Genomic DNA, 19445 nt, shown 5'->3' on the forward strand with positions numbered 1-19445 from the left:
CGCGGCGTGGTGCCGGCGCCCGCCCTCCGCCCTGTGGCGTTGATCAAGGAGCTTGCGTCAGGAACAGCCTGAATCCTGACGCAAACTTCTTGATCAACGGCCCGGGTAGCGGGCGGGGGAGAGCGTGAGTCGGCCCGCCGGGGGCGACGCGCGGCTTGCGCGAGCCGCGGCCGGGGTGAGGGGGGCGTAGGCCGCCGGCTCGGCTCCGCCGGGCGTTGGCGGCCGGGCCGCGTGCCGCCTGGGTTCGCCTGGGCGGGCGTCCGGTCGTCGGGTGGCGCGGCCCGTCGGCTCGGCGAGGTGGGCGTATCCCGGCCCGCCGGACACCCCCACCTCGCCGAGCTGGCGCCGGCGACACCGCCGTCCCACCCCGCCGCGACGTCCTCGCGGCCGACGCGGCGGGGGTCAGGGGGCGGCGGGGGCGAGTTCCGGTTGCGGGGTGGGGGTTGGCTCGCGGCGGTGGCGCAGTTCGATCGGGAGCACGGCCAGGGCGACCAGCACGCCGATCGCGCCGGTGACCGCGAACCCCCAGGCCGGCGCCGAGGCGTCGATCACCGCGCCGGCCAGCGGCGCGCCGAGTGCGATGCCGACGGTGACGGCCGAGCCGTGCAGGCCCATGGCCTCGCCGCGGACCCCGGCCGGGGCGAGCCGGCTCACCGCGTCCGAGGTCGAGGCGATGGAGGGCGCGCAGAGCGCGCCGGCCGGGACGAGCGCCAGGCAGAGCAGCCACCAGTGCGATCCGCCCAGCCCGACCGGGATGGTGGCCAGGCTCAGCGCGGCCACCAGGGCCAGCGGGGAGAGGGAGCGGGTGACCGCCCCGTACGCGAAGCCGCCCACCAGCGAGGCGACCGCCCACATGGCCAGGACGGCGCCCGTCCAGCCGACCTCGCCGCCCTCGCGCAGCACGGCGACCACCGCGACGTCGGTGCCGCCGAGCACCAGGGTGGCGGCCAGGCTGACCGCCAGCACGGCGAGCAGCCGGGGGGTGACCCACTCCCGGCGGGGCACCTTGCGGGCCGGGCCGGCCGGCTCGTCGGCGGCGCGGGTGGGCGGGTCGAGCAGCCAGAAGCAGATGCCGGAGGCGACGATCCCGGCGCCGACCGCCCACATGGTGAGCCGGGGCGACACGGCGGCGGCCATGGCCACGGCCAGCGCGGGACCGACCATGAACGAGAGCTCCACCGACATCGAGTCGAGGGCGTACGCGGGGCGGCGCCGCTCGGCGGGCACCAGCGCGGCGACGGACTGGCGGACCACCGAGAAGACCGGCAGCGCGAACAGCCCGGCCAGGAACGCGGTGGGCAGCAGCACCGGGTAGGACAGGGTCGGCGCGCTGGCCCAGAAGACGCCCTCGGCGATCGTGGTGAGCAGCAGCACCGGGCGCAGGCCGCGCCGGTCGACCAGCCGGCCGAGCAGCGGGGAGCCGAGCGCGGCCCCGACGGTGGAGGCGGCGCCGACCAGCCCGGCCGCGCCGTAGCCGCGACCGAGGTCGAGCACGACGTGGAAGGTGAGCGTCACGCCGGTCGCGGTGAGCGGGATGCGCGCCAGCACCGAGATCAGCAGCAACGACCGGAGACCGGGCAGGGCGAGCGCCTCCCGGTAAGGCTTCAAGTTCACGACGGTCCGTACCTCCGGCCGCAATCCTGGGCCGGGGGTACGACAGCCGCAACCGATTACCTGCTCAAGCGGCCCTGATCACAGGTTCACCGACCGTGGTGACCCCGGCGCCGTCGAAGGCCCGCAGCGCCACGTCCAGCGTGTCGGGCGCGACGGCGGCGGTCAGGTCCAGCAGCACCGTGGTCACGAAGCCCTCCCGGGCCGCGTCGAGCGCGGTGGCCCGGACGCAGTGGTCGGTGGCGATGCCGACCACGTCGACCCGGTCCACGTCGTGCCGGCGCAGCCAGTCGGCCAGGCACTCGCCGTCGCCGGCGTGCCCCTCGAAGCCCGAGTACGCGGCCGCGTGCTCGCCCTTGTGGAAGATCGCCTCCACCCGTCCGGTGGCCAGGTCCGGGTGGAACTCGGAGCCGGCGGTGCCGACGACGCAGTGCCGGGGCCAGGAGTCGACGTAGTCCGGCGGGTCGCCGAAGTGGGCGCCCGGGTCGATGTGGAAGTCCTTCGTCGCGACCACGTGGTCCCAGCGTTCCGGCTCGGCGGCGAGCAGCCGGGTGATGCCGGCGGCGACCCCCGCCCCACCGGTCACGGCCAGGGAGCCGCCCTCGCAGAAGTCGTTCTGCACGTCCACCATGATCAAGGCGTTGGCCATGTCGGTCCTCTCAGCTCGCGGGTACGACGGTCACCGGGACGGCCGGATCGCCGCCGGAGAGCTTGAGCCCCTCCCACGGGATGGAGATCAGGCACTCCCGCAGGTGCTCCCGGGACTCGTCGAGAGTGGGCAGCGCCACCGGCTCGCCCTCGACGACGAACGCGCGCTGGAGCAGCCGGTCGTTGGGCTGCCGGTCCGGCACGCCCTGCGGCACGATGACCTCCTCGGTGGCGGTGCCGGTCGGCTTGTGCCGGCGGACGGCCACCTTCCGGCCGCCGATGGTGGCCTTGTGCTCGGAGCGCTTGACCACCGGGCGCCCCTCCACCTCGACCAGCTTGTAGACCAGGCCGGCGGTGGGTGCGCCCGAGCCGGTCACCACGGCGGTGCCGGCGCCGTACATGTCGACGGGCTCGGCGGCGAGGGAGGCGATGGCGTACTCGTCGAGGTCGCCGGAGACAATGATCTTCGTCTCGGTGGCGCCGAGCGAGTCGAGCAGTTCGCGGGACTGCTGGGCGATGACCGCCAGGTCGCCCGAGTCGATCCGGACCGCGCGCAGCTCGGGCCCGGCCACCGCGATGGCGTTGCGGATGCCCTGGCTGATGTCGTAGGTGTCGACCAGCAGCGTGGTGTCCTTGCCCAGCGTGGCGACCTGCGAGGCGAACGCCGCCTGCTCGTCGTCGTGCAGCAGGGTGAACGCGTGCGCGGCGGTGCCGGCCGTGGGGATGCCGTAGCGCTGGCCGGCGGCCAGGTTGGAGGTGAACCGGAACCCGGCCAGGTACGCGGCCCGGGCGGCGGCCACCGCGGCCTCCTCGTGCGCCCGGCGGGAGCCCATCTCGATCAGCGCCCGGCCGCGGGCGGCCGTGACCATCCGGGCCGCCGCGGCGGCCACCGCGGAGTCGTGGTTGAGCACCGACAGCGCCAGCGTCTCCAGCACCACGCACTCGGCGAAGGTGCCGGAGACGGTGAGGATCGGGGAGCCGGGGAAGAACAGCTCGCCCTCGGCGTACCCGTCGACGTCGCCGGTGAAGCGGTAGTCGGCCAGCCACCGGGCGGCCCGGTCGTCCACCACGCCCGTGCGGCGCAGGAAGTCGATCTCCGCGGGGTCGAACCGGAAGTCGCGGATCAGGTCGACCAGCCGGCCCGTCCCGGCGACCACGCCGTAGCGGCGGCCGGCCGGCAGCCGCCGGCTGAACACCTCGAAGACGCAGCGACGGTCGGCCGTGCCGTCCCGCAGGGCGGCGCTGACCATGGTCAGCTCGTAGTGGTCGGTCAGCAGCGCGGGGCGAAGGGTGCTCACCGCCTCAGCCTAGAGTTCAGGCCGGATCCGTGCCGTCGTGGCCCGGCATCGACCGCAATGCGGCCCGCAGCTCGGCGCGGCCGGCCACCCCGAGCTTGCTGTAGACCCGCTGGAGGTGGTTCTCCACCGTGCGGGTGGACAGGAAGAGCCGCTCGGCGATGGTGCGGCTGGTCACGCCGTCGGCGGCGAGCCGGGCGACCTCCCACTCCCGCTCGCTCAGCGTCGGGCGGAGCAGCCGCAGCGCCGGCGTGGACACCTCGTCGCAGCGGCGGAGCAGCTCGGCGAGGCGCTCGCGGGCCGGGCCGGTCGCCCCGGGCCGGCCGCCGCGCATCCGGTGCAGCGCCATGGCGGTCGCCTCGGCGGCGTAGACGGTCAGCTCCCGGGCGGCGAAGCCGTCGGCCACGGCGAGCAGGTCGTCGGGGCAGCCGTCGACGGTGGCGCGAGCGTACCGGGCGACCAGCGGCGGCAGCACCCCGTCGACCTGCTCGGAGAGCTCGGTCAGGCGCTGCGCCACGGTCCGCCGGTCGCCGTCGGTGCAGGTCGGCCCGATCGACGCGCTGGCCTGGTCGAAGCGGACCAGGTCGAGCAGGACCAGCAGCTCGTGCCCGGCCAGGCCGTCCGCCCGCAGCCGGTCGGCGAGCGCGGTGAGGTGCTTGGTGGCCGCCGGCAGGTCGCCGACCGCCGCGTGCACCGCGCCCCGGGCCTGCTCCAGCCAGGGGTAGAGCACCGCCATCCCGGGCGCGTGGGTGCGGTCCGCCTCGGCCATCGCCTCGGCCGCGTGCGTGGCGTCGCCGCGCAGCGCCGCCGCCTGGGCGCGCTCGGCGTGCGCCAGGCCGGCGTAGACCCGGCTGGTGGCGAGCACGGCGCAGGCGTCGAGGCTGGTCTTCAGCGCCTCGTCGCCGCGCCCGCGTAGCCGCGCCGCGTACGCCTGGAGGATGGCCAGGTAGCCGGTGCCGAGCCGGAAGTCCCCGGCGCCGGCCAGGTCGGCGAACTCGTCGGCGACGATCGCGTCGATGCCGGCCAGGTCGCCGGAGAGCGCGAGCCGGGTGCCCCGGGCCAGCTCCATGGCGAGTTGGAGGTAGGGCATGTCGCCCCGCCAGCACGCCGCCTCGGCCTGCACCCGGGCGATCGCGGTGGCGCTGCGCACGTACTGCCCCTGCGCGGCCTGGAGGTGCGCGAGGGTGCACCGGGCCAGTTCGCGCGCGGCCATCGGGGCCGCCGGCCGGTCCAGCACGGCCTGGGCCAGCCGGACCGCGGTGTCGGTGTCCAGCCGGTGCAGCCGCATGATCGCCTCGAAGGCGCGGACCCGGGCCTGGTCGGCGGCATCGGTCAGCTCGGCGCCGCGCGCGGCGATCTCCTCCACGGTGGATTCCCGGCTCAGCCCCCAGTAGCTGACCATGCCCCGGGCGGTCAGCCACCGGCCGCGCCGCCGGTCGTCCTGGATCGCCCCGGCCACCTGGTCGAGCACCGCGATGGCCTCGTCCGGCCGGTCGGCGAACATGAGGATCGTGGCGAGCAGCTCCGCGGCGTCCGAGCCGCCCTCGCCGTCCAGCGCCGCCCGGGCCAGCCGGGTGGCCAGCGGCACGTCGTACCGGCCGAAGGCCTGGGCGGCCGCGTCGAGCAGCAGGGCCGGGTCCTGCGCCGTGCCCGAGTCGAGCCGCCACACGGCGACCCGCAGCAGGTCGTCGCGGCGCCGCTTGCCGACCCGTTCGAGCAGCCCGGCCAGGGTGGCCTGGAGCCGCCGGGTGCGGCTGACCGGGCAGTGCCGTCGCATCACCTCGCCGTAGAGCGGGTGGGCGAGGCGCACGTTGAGCCGCCGGTCGTCGCGCACCATGGAGATCAGGCCCCGCTCCTCGGCGACCTCCACGTCGGCCGGGTCCACCGCCTGCTCCAGCAGTTGCAGGCCGAGCGGCTCGCCGAACGCGACCAGCTCGACCACCGCGCGCACGCCGGGTGTGAGCTGGCCGATCCGGGTGTCGATCAGGTCGGTGAGGCTGGGCGCCAGCTCCAGCCGGCCGGTCCACTTCCAGATCCCGTACGTCTTGCTCAGCTCGTCGCCACCGGAGGCCGCCAGCACCAGCTCGCGCAGCAGCAGCGGGTTGCCGGCGGAGAGCCGGTGCAGCCGCTCCGAGGAGCCGGCGTCGACCGGACCGCCGAGGATCGCGGCGAGCAGCCCGGTGGTCTCGTTCGGGCCGAGCGGTCCCAGCTCGACCAGGTCGACCAGGTCGTCGGTCCACAGGGCGCGGATCGGCAGCGGGATCTGCTCGCCGTTGCGCAGCGTGCCGAGCACCGTGGCGTTCTCGGAGCGGGCGATGAGGTGCACCAGCGCCGCCGACGGCGGGTCGAGCAGGTGGGCGTCGTCGATCGCCAGCACGATCGGCCGGCCGGCGGCCTGCTCCTGGAGCACGTCGACCGCCCAGCGCAGGATGCCGGCGGGGGAGAGGCCCTGCGGCTGCGCGCTCGGCAGCACCTGGACCAGCCCGCCGAACGGCAGCGCGGCTGTCGTGGCGCTGGCCGCCACGGACCAGATGGCGTAGCGGTCGGGCGAGAGCGCGGCCACCCCCTCGCGCAGCAACCGACTCTTGCCCACCCCGGCATTGCCGCTGAAGAGCAGCCCGCGTCCCTCCGGACCGCCGACCGCCGACAACAGACGGTTGAGCTCATCCGTTCGGCCGACGAAGTCCCACCGACTCATCGGTGCAGCATATCGATGGTGTTCCGTCCGCGCGTAGACCGTCACGCAGCGAAGTTGAGTAATCTGTCGATTACTCGTGAGTATCGAATGTGTTCGGTGTCGGATCCGCGACAGCCGTAGGCTTCCGATATCGCCCTGTGACCAGGGATTTTCCACGCGACCGGACCGCAACCCGGTCGCCTCACCGGAGGCCGCCTGTTGAACCCAGGTCCACTCCCCTCGGTCGACGTGCCCGAACCGGGCGGTCTGGCCGAGACACCCCGCTGCGCCCCGCTGCCCACCCGGCTAGGCGTGACCGAGCCGGGGCCGGACGAGCCGCTGGGCGTCGTCGTCACCGGCCCGGCCGGCGCCGGCCGCCGCGAGCTGCTCGCCGGCCTGCTCGGGCTCGACCCCGGGATGCTCGCCGTGCCCGCCGGCAGCCATCTCCTCGTCCACCACGCCAAGGTGCCCACCCGGGCCGCCTACGTGCCGGGTTACCGCCAGCCGCACTCCTACCGCGCCGACCCCCTCGCCGCCGGCCCGGCCCTCGCTCGCCCGCCGCGCCGGGTGGAGCTGAGCCTGCCCGATCCGCTGCTGCGCCACTTCGCCGTGCTCGACACGCCGGACACCGGCGCCCTCGGGGTGGCCGGCGGACGGGTGCTGCTCGACGCGGCGGGCCGGGCCGGGGCCCTGCTCTTCGTGATCTCCGCCGACCAGGCGTTCAGCGCGGCCGAGCTGCACCTGCTGGCCGAGGTGGCGCGCACCCGGGTCGAGGTGTTCTTCGCCGTCACCCCCGGCGTGGCCGGCTGGGCGGCGCCGGCGGACGGCACGACGACGGAGGACACGGGGGCGTCCGGGTCGTCGGCCGGCCGGCCCGGCCCGCCCGGCCCCGCCGCCCGCCGGTACGACGCCGTGGAGGTCTCCGTCGCGGCGCACCGGGCCGCGCTGCTGGCCGCGGTGCCCGCGCTCGCCCAGGCCCGCTGGTTCCCGGTCCGCCAGGGCGAGCACTCGGTGCTGCGCCGCGCGCTGGTCGGCTGGGCCGCCGACGAGGGGCTGCGCCGGGCGAGCTCCCGCCCCCCGGAGCCGCCCGGCGCGCACGGGCGGGTGCCCGTGGTGGCCGGCTCCGAGCCGGCCGACCTCACCGAGCGGATCGACCGCCAGGCCCGCTCCTGCGCCCAGCAGATCCGCCAGCACCTCGCCCTGGAGCTGGCCAACATCCACCTCCGCGTGGTGCAGGAGATCGTCTTCGGGGTCGGCTGCGCCGGCCTGCCGCACCTGCTCGACCGCGAGATGGAGGCGCTGTCGCTGCTCGCCACCGCGCAGTGCGACGAGGCGGTCCGCGGCATCGTCGACGACGCGGCCGCCCGGGTCTTCGGCGCGCCGCTCGCCGAGGGCGTGCGCCGGCGCATCGTGCACGCGGTCCGCTGGGGCCTGGCCGACCACCCGGACGGCCGCGAGTTGGACCGCGTGCTCCTCGTCACGAGCACGGCCGGGGTGGCCGGGCTGGCCGGCACCGGCGCCCTCGACGCGCTCGCCGGCTATCCGGGCGCCGAGCGCGACGAGGCGCTCCCGCCCGTCGGGGTGGCCCTCAACGGCGGCTGCTGGCAGCACTGGCGGGCGCCCGGCAACGCCGACCCCAACGCGGCCCGCTCCTGGGCGCAGCGGGCACTGCGCGAGGTCGAGCTGGAGGTCTCCCGCCAGGTGTCCCGTCGCTTCGAGGTGATCCGCCTCTCGCTTGCCGCGGTCCTCGCCGATGCTGTCGACCACGGCATCCTGCTCGCCTGAGGTCGGGGCCGCCGCACCGCCGTCGCGCTCGGCGTACGCGGCCCGGGCGGGTGATCCCGACCGCCGCGCCGTTCCGGTTCATCGGTTCCCCGGATCCGGTGGCACGATGGGGGGCATGGCGGCTCCACAGGTTGCGCCGGTCGAGACGCCGGACACCGAAGAGGTGCCGGTCTCCGACCGGCCATGGGTGACCATCGTCTGGGACGATCCGGTCAACCTCATGACGTACGTGACCTGGGTGTTCCAGAAGCTCTTCGGATACAGCCGGGAGAAGGCCGAGCAACTCATGCTGGATGTGCACCACAAGGGCAAGGCGGTCGTCTCCAGCGGCGCCCGGGAGCGGATGGAGCACGACGCGTCGCAACTGCACGCGTACGGCCTCTGGGCGACGGTGGACCGGTCATGAGCATGTTCCGCCGGCAGGGCGACCGCTACGTGGCCACCTTCGCGGTCGACGAGGTCCGGGTGCTGCGCAAGGTCGCCTCCGAGGTGGTCGGGCTGCTCACCGACGGCTTCGACCACGGCGACCCGGTCGTCGGCCGGCTCTTCCCCGAGGTCTACCCGGACGACGTGGCCGGCAGCGCCGAGTTCCGCCGCTACACCGAGGGCGACCTCAAGACCGCCAAGATCGACCAGGCCGGCGCCATCCTGGCCGCGCTGCCCGACGGCGAGGCCGGTGGCGAGGTGCGGCTCGACGCCGAGGCGGCCGAGGCGTGGCTGCGCGCGCTCAACGACGCCCGGCTGGCCATGGGCGTCCGGCTGGAGATCAAGGACGGCACCGACCTGGGCGAGGAACTGGACGAGGCGGTCGCCGAGGACCCCACCTCGTCGCGGGTGTTCCAGCTGTCGGTCTACGCGTACCTGGGTTATCTCCAGGAATCCCTGCTCAACGCCCTGATCGACTGAGTCGTGACGGCCGCCACCTCGCGGCCCGAGACGGCCAGGGGCTAGGCTTGGCGGCGTGCTGAGCATCGACCGGTCGATCATCGACGCGATCGTGGCCCACGCGCGTCGGGACCACCCGGACGAGGCGTGCGGCGTGGTCGCCGGTCCCGCCGGCAGCGACACCCCCACCCGGCACATCCCGATGGACAACGCCGCCCGCTCCATGACCTTCTACGAGTTCGACTCGATGGAGCAGTTGCGGGTGTGGCGGGAGATGGACAACCGCGACGAGGAGCCGGTCGTCATCTACCACTCGCACACCGCGACGGAGGCCTACCCGTCCCGCACGGACGTGTCCTTCGCCGGGGAGCCGGGTGCGCACTACCTGCTCGTCTCGACCCGCGAGCCCGACACCGAGGAGATCCGCTCCTTCCGGATCGTCGACGGCGTGGTCACCGAGGAGCCGGTCGAGATGGTGGCTGCCGTGGACCCGCACGCCGTCCAGTCCTACATGTTCGGGCAGAGCCCGGCGACGGTCGACTACGAGTGTTCCGACCGCTGACCTTCCAGCGCCGGCACACCTTTCTTCTTCCCGTCACCTGGCACGACCCGAACAAGGAGCACGAGACATCATGGCCATCGAGGTTCGCATCCCCACCATCCTGCGCAGCTACACCGGCGGCGCGAAGGTCGTCGAGGGCAGCGGCGACACCCTGGGCGACCTGCTCGTCGACCTGGACTCCCGGCACGCCGGCCTGCGGGCCCGGCTGGTCACCGACGCCGGCGCCCTGCACCGGTTCGTCAACGTCTACGTCAACGACGAGGACGTCCGCTTCCTCGGCGCGCTCGACGCCAAGCTGAACGACGGCGACAGCGTCACCATCCTGCCGGCCGTGGCCGGTGGCGCGTTCGGCTTCGCTGCCGCGGCCGCGATCGCCGGTCACCGCGCGTCCGTCGCCGCCCGCTGAGGGCGGTCGGCGGCATGGCACGGTACGACAGCCTGCTCGACGCGAGCGGCGGCACGCCCCTGGTCGGGCTGCCGCGGCTCTCGCCAACGGTCCCCGACGGGGCGCCTCCGGTGCGCCTGTGGGCGAAGCTGGAGGACCGGAACCCGACCGGCAGCATCAAGGACCGGGCGGCCCCGTTCATGGTCCGCGCGGCCGAGGAGGCCGGCCGGCTCCGTCCCGGCGACACGATCCTGGAGCCGACCAGCGGCAACACCGGCATCTCGCTGGCCATGGTGGCCAAGCTGCGCGGCTACCGGCTGGTCTGCGTGATGCCGGAGAACGTCTCCACCGAGCGGGTCCAGCTGCTCCGGATGTACGGCGCCGAGATCATCTTCTCGCCGGCGGCGGGCGGCTCGAACCAGGCCGTCGCCACCGCCAAGGAGATCGCCGCCGAGCACCCCGACTGGGTGATGCTCTTCCAGTACGGCAACGAGGCGAACGCGCGGGCGCACTACGAGACGACCGGGCCGGAGCTGCTGCACGACCTGCCGACCATCACCCACTTCGTGGCCGGCCTGGGCACCACCGGCACCCTGATGGGCACGGGGCGCTACCTGCGGGAGAAGGTCGACGGCATCCAGGTCGTCGCCGCCGAGCCCCGCTACGGCGAGCTGGTCTACGGGCTGCGCAACATCGACGAGGGTTACGTGCCCGAGCTGTACGACGCCACCGTGCTCTCCCGGCGCTTCTCGGTGGGCACCCGGGACGCGGTGCTGCGGACCCGGCAGCTCGTCGAGGTGGAGGGGATCTTCGCCGGTTTCTCCACCGGGGCGATCCTGCACGCCGCCCTCGCGGTGGCGCACGAGGCGGTCCGTGACGGCCGCCGCGCCGACGTGGCCTTCGTGGTCGCCGACGGCGGTTGGAAGTACCTGTCGACCGGGGCGTACGGCGGCACCCTCGCGGACGCCGAGGACGCCCTGGAGGGGCAGCTCTGGGCCTGACGGCGCGACGGTCGGTTCGGTCTGCGCACGCCGCAGACCGAACCGACCGTTACCTCCCAGGGACCGGATGTGTGCGGGTGTCACGTTGATGACAACTTCCGGCAGATGATTCTTGCCCGACTAGGCCGACGCGTAGGCTGCGCAGCGTGGCGAACGCGTCGGTAGTGATCATCGGCGGGGCGACCGCCGGCGTGTCGACTACCGAGCGTGAGATCGAGGCGACCGGATGCGACTGACCGTCCTGGGGTGCGCGGGCAGCTTCCCCGGGCCCGAGTCTCCCTGCTCCGCCTACCTGATGGAGGCCGACGGGTTCCGGCTCCTGATCGACTTCGGGGTGGGTTCGCTCTCCACGCTCCAGCGCTACGTCGGGCTGCACGCCCCCGACGCCATCCTCCTCACCCACCTGCACTGCGACCACATGTTCGACGCGGTGTCCTACGTGGTGGTCCGCCGGTACGCCCCGGACGGCCCGTACCCGCCCCTGCCGATGTACGCCCCCTCCGGCGCGCCGGACCGGCTGGCCAGCGCGTACGGGCAGGAGGAGGGCTCGGTGGAGGACGTCTACCAGTTCTACGGCCTGCAGCCGGGCACCTTCCCGATCGGCCCGTTCACCGTCACCGTCGACCGGATGAACCACCCGGTCGAGACGTACGGGGTGCGGCTGGAGCACGGCGGCCGGGTGTTCTGCTATTCGGCGGACACCGCGCCCTGCGACGCGCTGCTGCGCCTCGCCCAGGGCGCCGACGTGTTCCTCTGCGAGGCCAGCTACATGGACGGGGTGGACAACCCACCGGACCTGCACCTGACCGGCCGGGAGGCCGGCGAGGCGGCCACCAAGGCGGGGGTGGGTCGGCTGCTGCTCACCCACCTCGTCCCCGCCTGGGGCAGCGAGTCGCACACCGTGGAGTCGGCGGCCGGGGCGTACACCGGGCCGCTCGAAGTGGTCCGCGCCGGCGCCTCGTACGACGTCTGACGGCCCTGGCCGACGGCGGCCGACGGGGCAGCCGCGGACGGTGAGCGCGCTTTAAGATCACGCGGGTGACCGACCCCTCCTCCGGCGCATCCGGCCCGCACCAGCCGTCCGGCTGGCCGCCCGCCCAGCAGCCGCCCGCGCCGGGCTGGCCGCCGCCGGCCGGACCGCCGCCGCCCGGTGGCCCGTACCCGGGGCCGTTCGGCGGCCCGCCGCACCCGCCGTACCCCGCGCCCTTCCCGCCCGGCCCGCACCCGGCGCCGCGGAAGCGGTCCGGCGCCGGCCGGGTGGTGGCGGTCGTGCTTGCCGTCGGCGCGCTGCTGCTCGGGCTCTGCTGCTGCGGCGCCTTCACCTACAACGGCTGGTACCAGCCCCGCCAGCTGCAGGAGCAGCGCAAGGAGATGGTCGACGACGCCGGTGTGCCCGCCGGCTTCACGAGTTCCGGCGTCGCGGCGGACGAGAACACGGCCGGCGCCACCTACAAGCTCGTCTGCCAGCGGGGCGCCTGCCCCGTCGACGTGGCGCAGAGCCTGCAGGCGTGGCTGGCCAACGCCGGCCTGCCCATCACCGTGGACCGGATGCGGACCTGCCTGGCCGACCCCGGAATCCCGACCTGTGGCGTCTTCACCTGGAAGCGGGACGGCTTCTCGATGACCGCCAGCGTGGTCAGTGTCCTCCCCCGCAGCGGGAGGAGCAGCGTCGACGGTTCGGTCACCGTGACGCTGAGCGTCGGCTGGCACGATTGAACGGTGGGCACCCGGGGGCGGTTCGATCACGGCACCACATAGGGTGCAGGGATGGCGCGACCTGACGGGCGGCGGCCCGACCAACTCCGACCGGTGACCCTGACCCGGGGCTGGAGCACTCACCCGGAGGGCTCGGTGCTCGTCGAGTTCGGCGCGACCCGGGTGCTCTGCACGGCCAGCGTGACCGAGGGAGTGCCCCGCTGGCGCAAGGGCTCCGGCCTCGGCTGGGTGACCGCCGAGTACGCGATGCTGCCCCGGGCCACGAACACCCGCTCGGACCGGGAGAGCGTCAAGGGGAGGGTCGGTGGCCGGACCCACGAGATCTCCCGGCTCATCGGCCGCAGCCTGCGGGCCTGCGTCGACCTGAAGGCGCTCGGCGAGAACTCGGTGGTGCTCGACTGCGACGTGCTCCAGGCCGACGGCGGCACCCGGACGGCCGCCATCACGGGCGCGTACGTGGCGCTGCACGACGCGGTCACCTGGCTCGCCGAGCGCAAGGCCCTGGCGGGCAAGGTGGAGAAGGTGATGCACCGGTCGGTGGCCGCGGTCAGCGTGGGCATCATCGCCGGAGAGCCGCGACTCGACCTCTGCTACGAGGAGGACGTGGCGGCCGAGGTCGACATGAACGTGGTCTGCACGGGGACCGGTGACTTCGTCGAGGTGCAGGGGACGGGCGAGGCCGGCGTCTTCGCCCGGGAGCAGCTGGACGCCCTGCTCGACCTGGGCGTGGCGGGCTGCCTGGACCTGGCCGACGCGCAGCGGAAGGCACTGAACTGATGAACTGGCTGACGCGCAGCGGAAGGCGTTGAACATGAACACGGTGCTCCTGGCCACCCGCAACCGGAAGAAGCTCGTCGAGCTGCAGCGGATCCTCGACGGCGCGCTCGGCGCCCACCGGATCGCCCTGCTCGGCCTGGACGACGTCGAGGAATACCCGGAGCTGCCCGAGTCGGGCCTGACCTTCGGCGAGAACGCGCTCATCAAGGCCCGGGAGGGCTGCCGGCGGACCGGCCTGCCCACCATCGCCGACGACTCGGGCCTGGCGGTGGACGCGCTCAACGGCATGCCGGGCGTGTTCAGCGCCCGCTGGGCCGGCCGGCACGGCGACGACCAGGCCAACTTCCAGCTCGTGCTGGACCAGATCGCCGACCTGCCGGACGAGCACCGGGGTGCCGCCTTCGTCTGCACGGTGGCGCTGGTGCTGCCCAGCGGCAAGGAGCACCTGGTCGACGGCCGGCAGCCGGGCCGCCTGCTGCGCGCCCCGCGCGGTGACGGCGGCTTCGGCTACGACCCGATCTTCCTGGGCGACGGGCAGGAGCGGACCAACGCGGAGCTGACCCCGGAGGAGAAGGACGCGGTCAGCCACCGGGGCAAGGCGCTGCGCGAGCTGGCCAAGCTGGTCGCCAAGGTGCTCCCGCCGGCCACCTGACGTGAACCCGCGCCCCGATCGCTGACGGGTGGAGGACCGGACACGCCGCCGGGCCGGTGGCTGAGCCGTCAGCGATCGAGGCGCGGACCTCAGCCCAGCGGGCCGACCTCGCGCTCGATGGCGGCGCGCAGCCCGGGGCCACGCACGACCTCCCGCGCCGCCTCCATGAGCGGGGCGAGGAACACGTCCGGGCCCGGCTCGCCGATCGCCTCGCCGAGCGCAGCCACCGCGGCCCGGCCGGCCGGGGACGGGGTCAGCGGGGCGCGGAGCTGGAGCCCGCGCACGGCGGCCAGCAGTTCGACCGCCAGCAGGCTGGTCAGGTTGTCCAGCACGGTGCGCAGCTTCTTGGTCGCCGCCCAGCCCATCGAGACGTGGTCCTCCTGCATGCCGCTGGTGGGCAGTGAGTCGACCGAGGCGGGCGCGGCGAGCCGGCGGTTCTCCGCGACGATGCCGGCGGCCGTGTACTGGGCGATCATCAGGCCGGAGTTGACCCCGGCGTCGGGGGAGAGGAACGCCGGCAGTTCCCGGGAGCGGGTCACGTCGAGCAGCCGGTCCACCCGGCGTTCGGCGATCGCACCCACCTCGGACGCGGCGATGGCCAGGTAGTCGGCGGCGAAGCCGAGCGGCGCGCCGTGGAAGTTGCCGGTCGACTCGACCCGCCCGTCCGGCAGCACCACCGGGTTGTCCACGACCGACAGCAGCTCCCGCCCGGCGACCACCTCGACGAAGTCGAGGGTGTCCCGGGCCGCGCCGGCCACCTGCGGCGCGCAGCGCATCGAGTAGGCGTCCTGCACGGCGTGCGCCAGGTCGTCGCGGTGCGAGTCCATCACCGCCGAGTTCTGCAGCAGCTTGTGGATGTTCGCGGCCGAGGCGGCCTGGCCCGGGTGCGGCCGGATGGCGTGCAGCTCGGGCAGGAACGGCCGCTCCGAGCCGAGCATCGCCTCGATGGCCAGCGCGGCGGTCACGTCGGCCATGGCGAACAGGTGCCGGGCGTCGTGGACGGCCAGCAGCAGCATGCCCAGCATGCCGTCGGTGCCGTTGATGAGCGCCAGCCCCTCCTTGGCGGCCAGCCCCACCGGCTCCAGCCCGACGCGGCGCAGCGCGTCACCGGCCGGAATCCGGTCGCCGGCCGGGCCGAGCACCCAGCCCTCACCGAGCAGCACCAGCGCGCAGTGCGCCAGCGGCGCCAGGTCGCCGGAGGCACCGAGGGAGCCGTGCTCCGGCACCCACGGGGTCACCTCGTGGTTGAGCAGGTCCACGAGGGCCTCGGCGACCAGCGGGCGGACCCCGGAGCGGCCGAGGGCGAGCGAGCGCACCCGCAACAGCATCATGGCCCGCACCACCTCGCGGGGCATGGGCGCGCCCACCCCGGCGGCGTGCGAGCGGATCAGCGCGTGCTGGAGCTCGGCGCGCCGCTCGGGCGCGACGAACGTGTTGGCGAGCGCCCCGAAACCGGTGGAGACGCCGTACACGGGCCGGCCGGCGGCCTCGATGCCGTCCACGATGGACCGGCTGGTGGCCATCGCCTCCACCGCGGCGGGGTCGAGGACGACCTTGGCGGTGCCGCGGGCCACGGCGAGCACGTCGGCGGGGGAGATCCCGGTGGGCTGGATGACTACGGTCGACATTGCGGCACTCCGTTGTGCAGAACCTGGCGGATCAGCGGGACACCGGGCCGGTAGGCCAGGTGCAGGTGGGACGGGGCGTCGAGGATCATCAGGTCGGCCCGCGCGCCCCGCGCGAGCCGCCCCACGTCGCTGCGGCGCAGGGCCGCCGCGCCACCGGCCGTCGCGGCCCACACCGCCTCCGCCGGGGTCATCCGCATCTCGCGGACGGCGAGGGCGATGCAGAACGGCATGGACGACGTGTACGACGAACCGGGGTTGCAGTCGGTGGCCAGGGCCACGGTGACGCCCGCGTCGAGCAGCCGGCGGGCGTCCGGGTACGGCGACCGGGTGGAGAACTCGGCGCCGGGCAGCAGGGTGGCGACGGTGGTCGGCTCGAAGCCGGAGACCCACGTCGTGCCGGTTGACGCGAGCGCGTCGATGTCGGCGTCGGTCAGGTGCGTGCAGTGGTCCACGCTGGCCGCACCCAGCTCCACGCCGAGCTGCACGCCCGGCCCGGGGCCGAGCTGGTTGGCGTGCACCCGCACGCCCAGCCCGACGGCCTGCCCGCAGGCGAGGATCGCGCGGGCGTGGTCCACGTCGAAGGCGCCCCGCTCGCAGAACACGTCGATCCAGCGGGCGTGGGGCGCGGCGGCGGCCAGCATCGGCCCGCACACCATGCCCACGTAGTCGTCGGGGCGGTCGGCGTACTCGGCGGGGACCACGTGCGCGCCGAGGAACGTGGTGTCCTCGGTGAACTCGGCGGCGATCCGCAGCGAGCGGGCCTCGTCGGCGACGGTCAGCCCGTACCCGCTCTTGATCTCGACGGTGGTGGTGCCCTGCCGCATGGCCTCGCCGCGCAGCCGCCGGACGGTGTCCCGCAGCTGGTCGTCGGAGGCGGCCCGGGTGGCGCCGACGGTGGTCCGGATGCCGCCCCCGGTGTAGGGCTCGCCGGCCATCCGGGCGGCGAACTCGGCGGCCCGGTCGCCCGCGAAGACCAGGTGGGCGTGGCTGTCCACGAAGCCGGGCAGCACGGCGCCGCCCTCGGCGTCGATGCGCCGGTCGGCGGCCGGCGCGTACCGGGCCGGCCCGATCCAGGCCACCTGCCCGTCCTCGACCAGCACGGCGGCGTCCCGGCGGATGCCGAGCGGCCCGCCCTCGCCGCCGGTGTCGTTGGTGATCAGCTCCCCGATGTTGTCGACCAACAGGCTGCCGCTGTTCCGCGGCGCCGGCCGCACCGGGTCGCCCGGTCGCACCGGCCGGTGCTGCCAGGTCATGACGTCACCTCCCGGATGGCGTGCCGCAGCTCGGTGGGGACGTCCACGCTCTGGTGCCGGCCGTCGGCCACGACCGTCCGCCCGTCGACCACCACGTGCGTCACGTCGGCGGCGGTGGCCGCGAAGAACGCCCCGACCGGCGGCACCCCGGCCGTCCGGGCGCTGTCCAGCCGTACCGTCACGAGGTCGGCCCGGTCACCCACCGACAGCCGGCCCGCGTCGCCCCAGCCGAGCGCGGCGTGCCCGGCCACGGTGGCCGCGGTGACCAGCTCGGCCGGGCTGAAGTGCCCCCGCCGGCGCGTCCGCAGGCGCTCGTCCAGCTCCACGGCGCGGGCCTCCTCGAAGAGGTCCACCACGGCGTGGCTGTCGCTGCCCACGCTGAGCGGGCTGCCCGCCTCGGCCATCCGCCGGGCCGGCCCGATCCCGTCGGCCAGGTCCCGCTCCGTGGTGGGGCAGAGGCACACCCCGGTCCGGCTCTCCCCGAGCAGCGCCACGTCGGCGCTCGTCGGGTGGGTGGCGTGCACCGCCGTGGTGTGCGGGCCGAGCACCCCGTGGTCGGCCAGCAGCCGCGTCGGGGTGCAGCCGTGCACGGCCCGGCAGGCGTCGTTCTCGGCCGGCTGCTCGGACAGGTGCACGTGCAGCGGCACCCCGTTGCGGTCGGCCCAGCCGGCCACCGTGGCGAGCTGCTCGGCGGGCACCGCGCGGACCGAGTGGATGGCCGCGCCCCGCCGGGCGTGGTCGTTCTCGGGGCGGAACGCGTCGACCCGCTCCGCCCAGCGCAGCGCGTCGCCGTCACCGAACCGACGCTGCGTCCCGACCAGTTCCGCGCCGTCCACGCCCGCGGTCAGGTACGCGGTGTCCAGCAGGGTGAGCCGGATCCCGGCGTGCGCGGCGGCCTCGACCAACGCGGCCGACATGGCGTTCGGGTCGGCGTACGTCCGGCCCTCCGGGCCGTGGTGCAGGTAGTGGAACTCGCCCACACAGGTGATGCCCGCGAGGGCCATCTCCGCGTACGCGGCCCGGGCCAGGGCCAAATAGGAGTCGGGATCGAGTCGGGCCGCCACGTCGTACATGACATCCCGCCAGCTCCAGAAGTCGCCCCGCCCGCCCTGGGTGCGCCCGCGCAGCGCCCGGTGGAAGGCGTGCGAGTGGGCGTTCGCCAGGCCGGGCAGAGTGAGCCCGGGCAGGCGTACCGCGTCGCCGAGCACCTCGACCCCGGCGGGGGCCGCGCCGCCGCCAACCAGCGGGGTGACCGCCGTGATCCGGCCGGCCTCGGCCTCGATGAGCACGTCGGCGGTGGGTTCGGCGTGGTCGGGCAGCCAGGCGTACTCGGCCAGCCAGCGGGTCAGCGGCATGCCAACTCCTCCAGCACCCGGGCCAGGGCCGTCACCCCGGCCGCGCAGTCGGCGTCCGTGGCGGACTCGGCGGGGGAGTGCGACACCCCGGTCGGGTTGCGCACGAAGAGCATCGCGGTCGGCAGGTGCGCGGCCAGCACGCCGGCGTCGTGCCCGGCGCCGGTGGGCAGCACCGGCGCGTCGAGCAGCGCGGCCAGCCGGCCGGACAGCCCACCGTCGAAGGCCACCAGCGGGGTGGCCGACTCCTGCGTGCAGGTCAGCTCGGTGCCGTCCCGCCTCGCCCGCTCGGTGGCCTTGGCCCGGACCGCCTCGACCAGGCCGTCCAGCGTCTCCGGCTCGGCCGCCCGCGCGTCCAGCCAGCCGGTCACCCTCGACGGGATGGCGTTGGTGGCGTTCGGCTCCACGGCCACCCGGCCCACCGTGGCGTGCGCGTCGCGCAGCCGGGCCTCCTTGTTCGCGGCCAGCACCGTGAACGCGTAGGTGAGCATCGGGTCGCGGCGGTCGGCCATCCGGGTCGTACCCGCGTGGTTGCCCTCGCCGGCGAAGTCGAAGCGCCAGCGGCCGTGCGGCCAGATGGCGCTGGCCACCGCGACCGGCGCGCCGAGGTCGACCAGCGCGCGGCCCTGCTCGACGTGCAGCTCCACGAAGGCCGCGAAGCGGCCGAGCAGGCCGGGGTCGGCGCCCGCCGGCCGGTCGCCCAGCGCCTCGGCGAAGCTCACCCCCGCCGCGTCGCGCAGCCCGGCCGCGCGCTCCACCGCGATCTCCCCGGTGAGCAGCCGCGAGCCCAGGCAGGGTACGCCGAACCGGCCGCCCTCCTCCTCGACGAACGCGGCCACCACCACCGGGCGGACCGGGGCGACCCCGGCGGCCCGCAGCTCGTCCACGGCCAGGAACGCGCTGACGATGCCGAGCGGCCCGTCGTAGGCCCCGCCGTGCGGCACCGAGTCGAAGTGGCTGCCGGTCAGCACCGCGTCTCCGGCCGCCGGGTCACCCCAGCAGGCGAAGAGGTTGCCGTTGCCGTCCTCGCTGACCGGCATGCCCCGCTGCCCGGCCTGCTCCCGGAACCAGGCCCGCAGCGCGAGCTCAGGCTCGGTGAGCGCATAGCGCAGGTAACCGCCGCTGCCGGAGTCCCGCCCGACCGGCGCGATCTCGTCCCAGAGCTTGCGGAACCTGTTAGGAAGGGTCCCTTCCCCTACCGAATGCGTTAACAAGGGG

18 protein-coding genes are annotated in these 19445 nt (G+C 74.9%); 10 read left to right on the forward strand and 8 right to left on the reverse strand.

Annotation, left to right across the window (positions count from 1 at the left end; translation table 11 throughout):
* Window positions 1-402: 402 nt before the first annotated feature.
* From ABZS80_RS02670 to ABZS80_RS02685, 4 genes are read right to left on the reverse strand one after another with little or no spacing between them, the layout of a single operon-like run.
* Window positions 403-1638: an MFS transporter gene (locus ABZS80_RS02670; RefSeq protein ID WP_355054115.1), complete on the reverse strand. Its 1236-nt coding sequence runs from the start codon at window positions 1636-1638 to the stop codon at window positions 403-405.
* Between the two features lie 40 nt (window positions 1639-1678).
* The gene (locus tag ABZS80_RS02675; RefSeq protein ID WP_355054116.1) at window positions 1679-2260 is read right to left on the reverse strand and encodes an isochorismatase family protein; all 582 of its coding nucleotides are present in this window, start codon (window positions 2258-2260) and stop codon (window positions 1679-1681) included.
* Between the two features lie 10 nt (window positions 2261-2270).
* The gene (locus ABZS80_RS02680) at window positions 2271-3557 is read right to left on the reverse strand and encodes a nicotinate phosphoribosyltransferase (protein ID WP_355054117.1); all 1287 of its coding nucleotides are present in this window, start codon (window positions 3555-3557) and stop codon (window positions 2271-2273) included.
* 16 nt (window positions 3558-3573) lie between these two features.
* Window positions 3574-6252, reverse strand: coding sequence for a LuxR C-terminal-related transcriptional regulator (locus ABZS80_RS02685; protein WP_355054118.1), 2679 nt, complete (start codon window positions 6250-6252; stop codon window positions 3574-3576).
* A 228-nt stretch (window positions 6253-6480) separates the two neighbouring features.
* On the opposite strand from ABZS80_RS02685, the gene ABZS80_RS02690 reads away from it, so the two are divergent.
* The 10 genes from ABZS80_RS02690 (at window position 6481) to rdgB (ending at window position 13994) form a co-directional block, all read left to right on the forward strand.
* On the forward strand, window positions 6481-8016 hold the full coding sequence (locus ABZS80_RS02690; protein ID WP_355054119.1) for a hypothetical protein: 1536 nt from the start codon (window positions 6481-6483) through the stop codon (window positions 8014-8016).
* A 115-nt stretch (window positions 8017-8131) separates the two neighbouring features.
* The gene (gene clpS / locus ABZS80_RS02695; RefSeq protein ID WP_091269570.1) at window positions 8132-8422 is read left to right on the forward strand and encodes an ATP-dependent Clp protease adapter ClpS; all 291 of its coding nucleotides are present in this window, start codon (window positions 8132-8134) and stop codon (window positions 8420-8422) included.
* Window positions 8419-8922 (forward strand): DUF2017 domain-containing protein, encoded by a 504-nt coding sequence (locus ABZS80_RS02700; protein WP_355054120.1) that lies wholly within the window; start codon window positions 8419-8421, stop codon window positions 8920-8922. Before clpS ends, ABZS80_RS02700 begins: the two co-directional genes overlap by 4 nt.
* A gap of 55 nt (window positions 8923-8977) precedes the next feature.
* Window positions 8978-9463, forward strand: coding sequence for a M67 family metallopeptidase (locus ABZS80_RS02705; RefSeq protein WP_355054121.1), 486 nt, complete (start codon window positions 8978-8980; stop codon window positions 9461-9463).
* A gap of 70 nt (window positions 9464-9533) precedes the next feature.
* Complete coding sequence (locus ABZS80_RS02710) at window positions 9534-9869, forward strand: MoaD/ThiS family protein (RefSeq protein ID WP_355054122.1); 336 nt, start codon at window positions 9534-9536, stop codon at window positions 9867-9869.
* A gap of 14 nt (window positions 9870-9883) precedes the next feature.
* The gene (locus ABZS80_RS02715) at window positions 9884-10849 is read left to right on the forward strand and encodes a pyridoxal-phosphate dependent enzyme (protein WP_355054123.1); all 966 of its coding nucleotides are present in this window, start codon (window positions 9884-9886) and stop codon (window positions 10847-10849) included.
* Window positions 10850-11075: 226 nt separating this feature from the next.
* Window positions 11076-11822: an MBL fold metallo-hydrolase gene (locus ABZS80_RS02720; protein ID WP_151463077.1), complete on the forward strand. Its 747-nt coding sequence runs from the start codon at window positions 11076-11078 to the stop codon at window positions 11820-11822.
* A gap of 65 nt (window positions 11823-11887) precedes the next feature.
* Complete coding sequence (locus tag ABZS80_RS02725; RefSeq protein WP_355054124.1) at window positions 11888-12565, forward strand: hypothetical protein; 678 nt, start codon at window positions 11888-11890, stop codon at window positions 12563-12565.
* Between the two features lie 51 nt (window positions 12566-12616).
* Window positions 12617-13342, forward strand: a complete 726-nt coding sequence (gene rph / locus ABZS80_RS02730; protein WP_151463075.1) for a ribonuclease PH — start codon at window positions 12617-12619, stop codon at window positions 13340-13342.
* Window positions 13343-13376: 34 nt separating this feature from the next.
* Window positions 13377-13994, forward strand: a complete 618-nt coding sequence (gene rdgB / locus ABZS80_RS02735) for an RdgB/HAM1 family non-canonical purine NTP pyrophosphatase (protein WP_355054125.1) — start codon at window positions 13377-13379, stop codon at window positions 13992-13994.
* Window positions 13995-14083: 89 nt separating this feature from the next.
* Here rdgB and hutH read toward each other — a convergent pair whose 3' ends face one another.
* The 4 genes from hutH to ABZS80_RS02755 are packed head-to-tail and all read right to left on the reverse strand — an operon-like array spanning window position 14084 to window position 19441.
* A complete protein-coding gene (gene hutH, locus ABZS80_RS02740) occupies window positions 14084-15622 on the reverse strand; it encodes a histidine ammonia-lyase (protein WP_355054126.1) in 1539 nt (512 codons plus the stop codon).
* Complete coding sequence (hutI, locus tag ABZS80_RS02745; protein WP_355054127.1) at window positions 15610-16875, reverse strand: imidazolonepropionase; 1266 nt, start codon at window positions 16873-16875, stop codon at window positions 15610-15612. Before hutI ends, hutH begins: the two co-directional genes overlap by 13 nt.
* Window positions 16872-18224 (reverse strand): formimidoylglutamate deiminase, encoded by a 1353-nt coding sequence (locus ABZS80_RS02750; protein ID WP_355054196.1) that lies wholly within the window; start codon window positions 18222-18224, stop codon window positions 16872-16874. Before ABZS80_RS02750 ends, hutI begins: the two co-directional genes overlap by 4 nt.
* Window positions 18221-19441 (reverse strand): allantoate amidohydrolase, encoded by a 1221-nt coding sequence (locus ABZS80_RS02755; RefSeq protein WP_355054128.1) that lies wholly within the window; start codon window positions 19439-19441, stop codon window positions 18221-18223. Before ABZS80_RS02755 ends, ABZS80_RS02750 begins: the two co-directional genes overlap by 4 nt.
* Between the last annotated feature and the right edge of the window lie 4 nt (window positions 19442-19445).

Origin of the sequence: Micromonospora sp. NPDC005305 (genome assembly GCF_040607315.1) — a bacterium.
Lineage (GTDB): Bacteria > Actinomycetota > Actinomycetes > Mycobacteriales > Micromonosporaceae > Micromonospora.

What these genes read in the sequence shown, in the direction of transcription:
- ABZS80_RS02685 (WP_355054118.1), bottom strand. Translation starts at nt 6,252, where the DNA reads ATGAGTCGGTGGGACTTCGTCGGCCGAACGGATGAGCTCAACCGTCTG.
- hutH (WP_355054126.1), bottom strand. Translation starts at nt 15,622, where the DNA reads ATGTCGACCGTAGTCATCCAGCCCACCGGGATCTCCCCCGCCGACGTG.
- rph (WP_151463075.1), top strand. Translation starts at nt 12,617, where the DNA reads ATGGCGCGACCTGACGGGCGGCGGCCCGACCAACTCCGACCGGTGACC.
- ABZS80_RS02720 (WP_151463077.1), top strand. Translation starts at nt 11,076, where the DNA reads ATGCGACTGACCGTCCTGGGGTGCGCGGGCAGCTTCCCCGGGCCCGAG.
- ABZS80_RS02700 (WP_355054120.1), top strand. Translation starts at nt 8,419, where the DNA reads ATGAGCATGTTCCGCCGGCAGGGCGACCGCTACGTGGCCACCTTCGCG.
- ABZS80_RS02715 (WP_355054123.1), top strand. Translation starts at nt 9,884, where the DNA reads ATGGCACGGTACGACAGCCTGCTCGACGCGAGCGGCGGCACGCCCCTG.
- ABZS80_RS02710 (WP_355054122.1), top strand. Translation starts at nt 9,534, where the DNA reads ATGGCCATCGAGGTTCGCATCCCCACCATCCTGCGCAGCTACACCGGC.
- clpS (WP_091269570.1), top strand. Translation starts at nt 8,132, where the DNA reads ATGGCGGCTCCACAGGTTGCGCCGGTCGAGACGCCGGACACCGAAGAG.
- rdgB (WP_355054125.1), top strand. Translation starts at nt 13,377, where the DNA reads ATGAACACGGTGCTCCTGGCCACCCGCAACCGGAAGAAGCTCGTCGAG.
- hutI (WP_355054127.1), bottom strand. Translation starts at nt 16,875, where the DNA reads ATGACCTGGCAGCACCGGCCGGTGCGACCGGGCGACCCGGTGCGGCCG.
- ABZS80_RS02675 (WP_355054116.1), bottom strand. Translation starts at nt 2,260, where the DNA reads ATGGCCAACGCCTTGATCATGGTGGACGTGCAGAACGACTTCTGCGAG.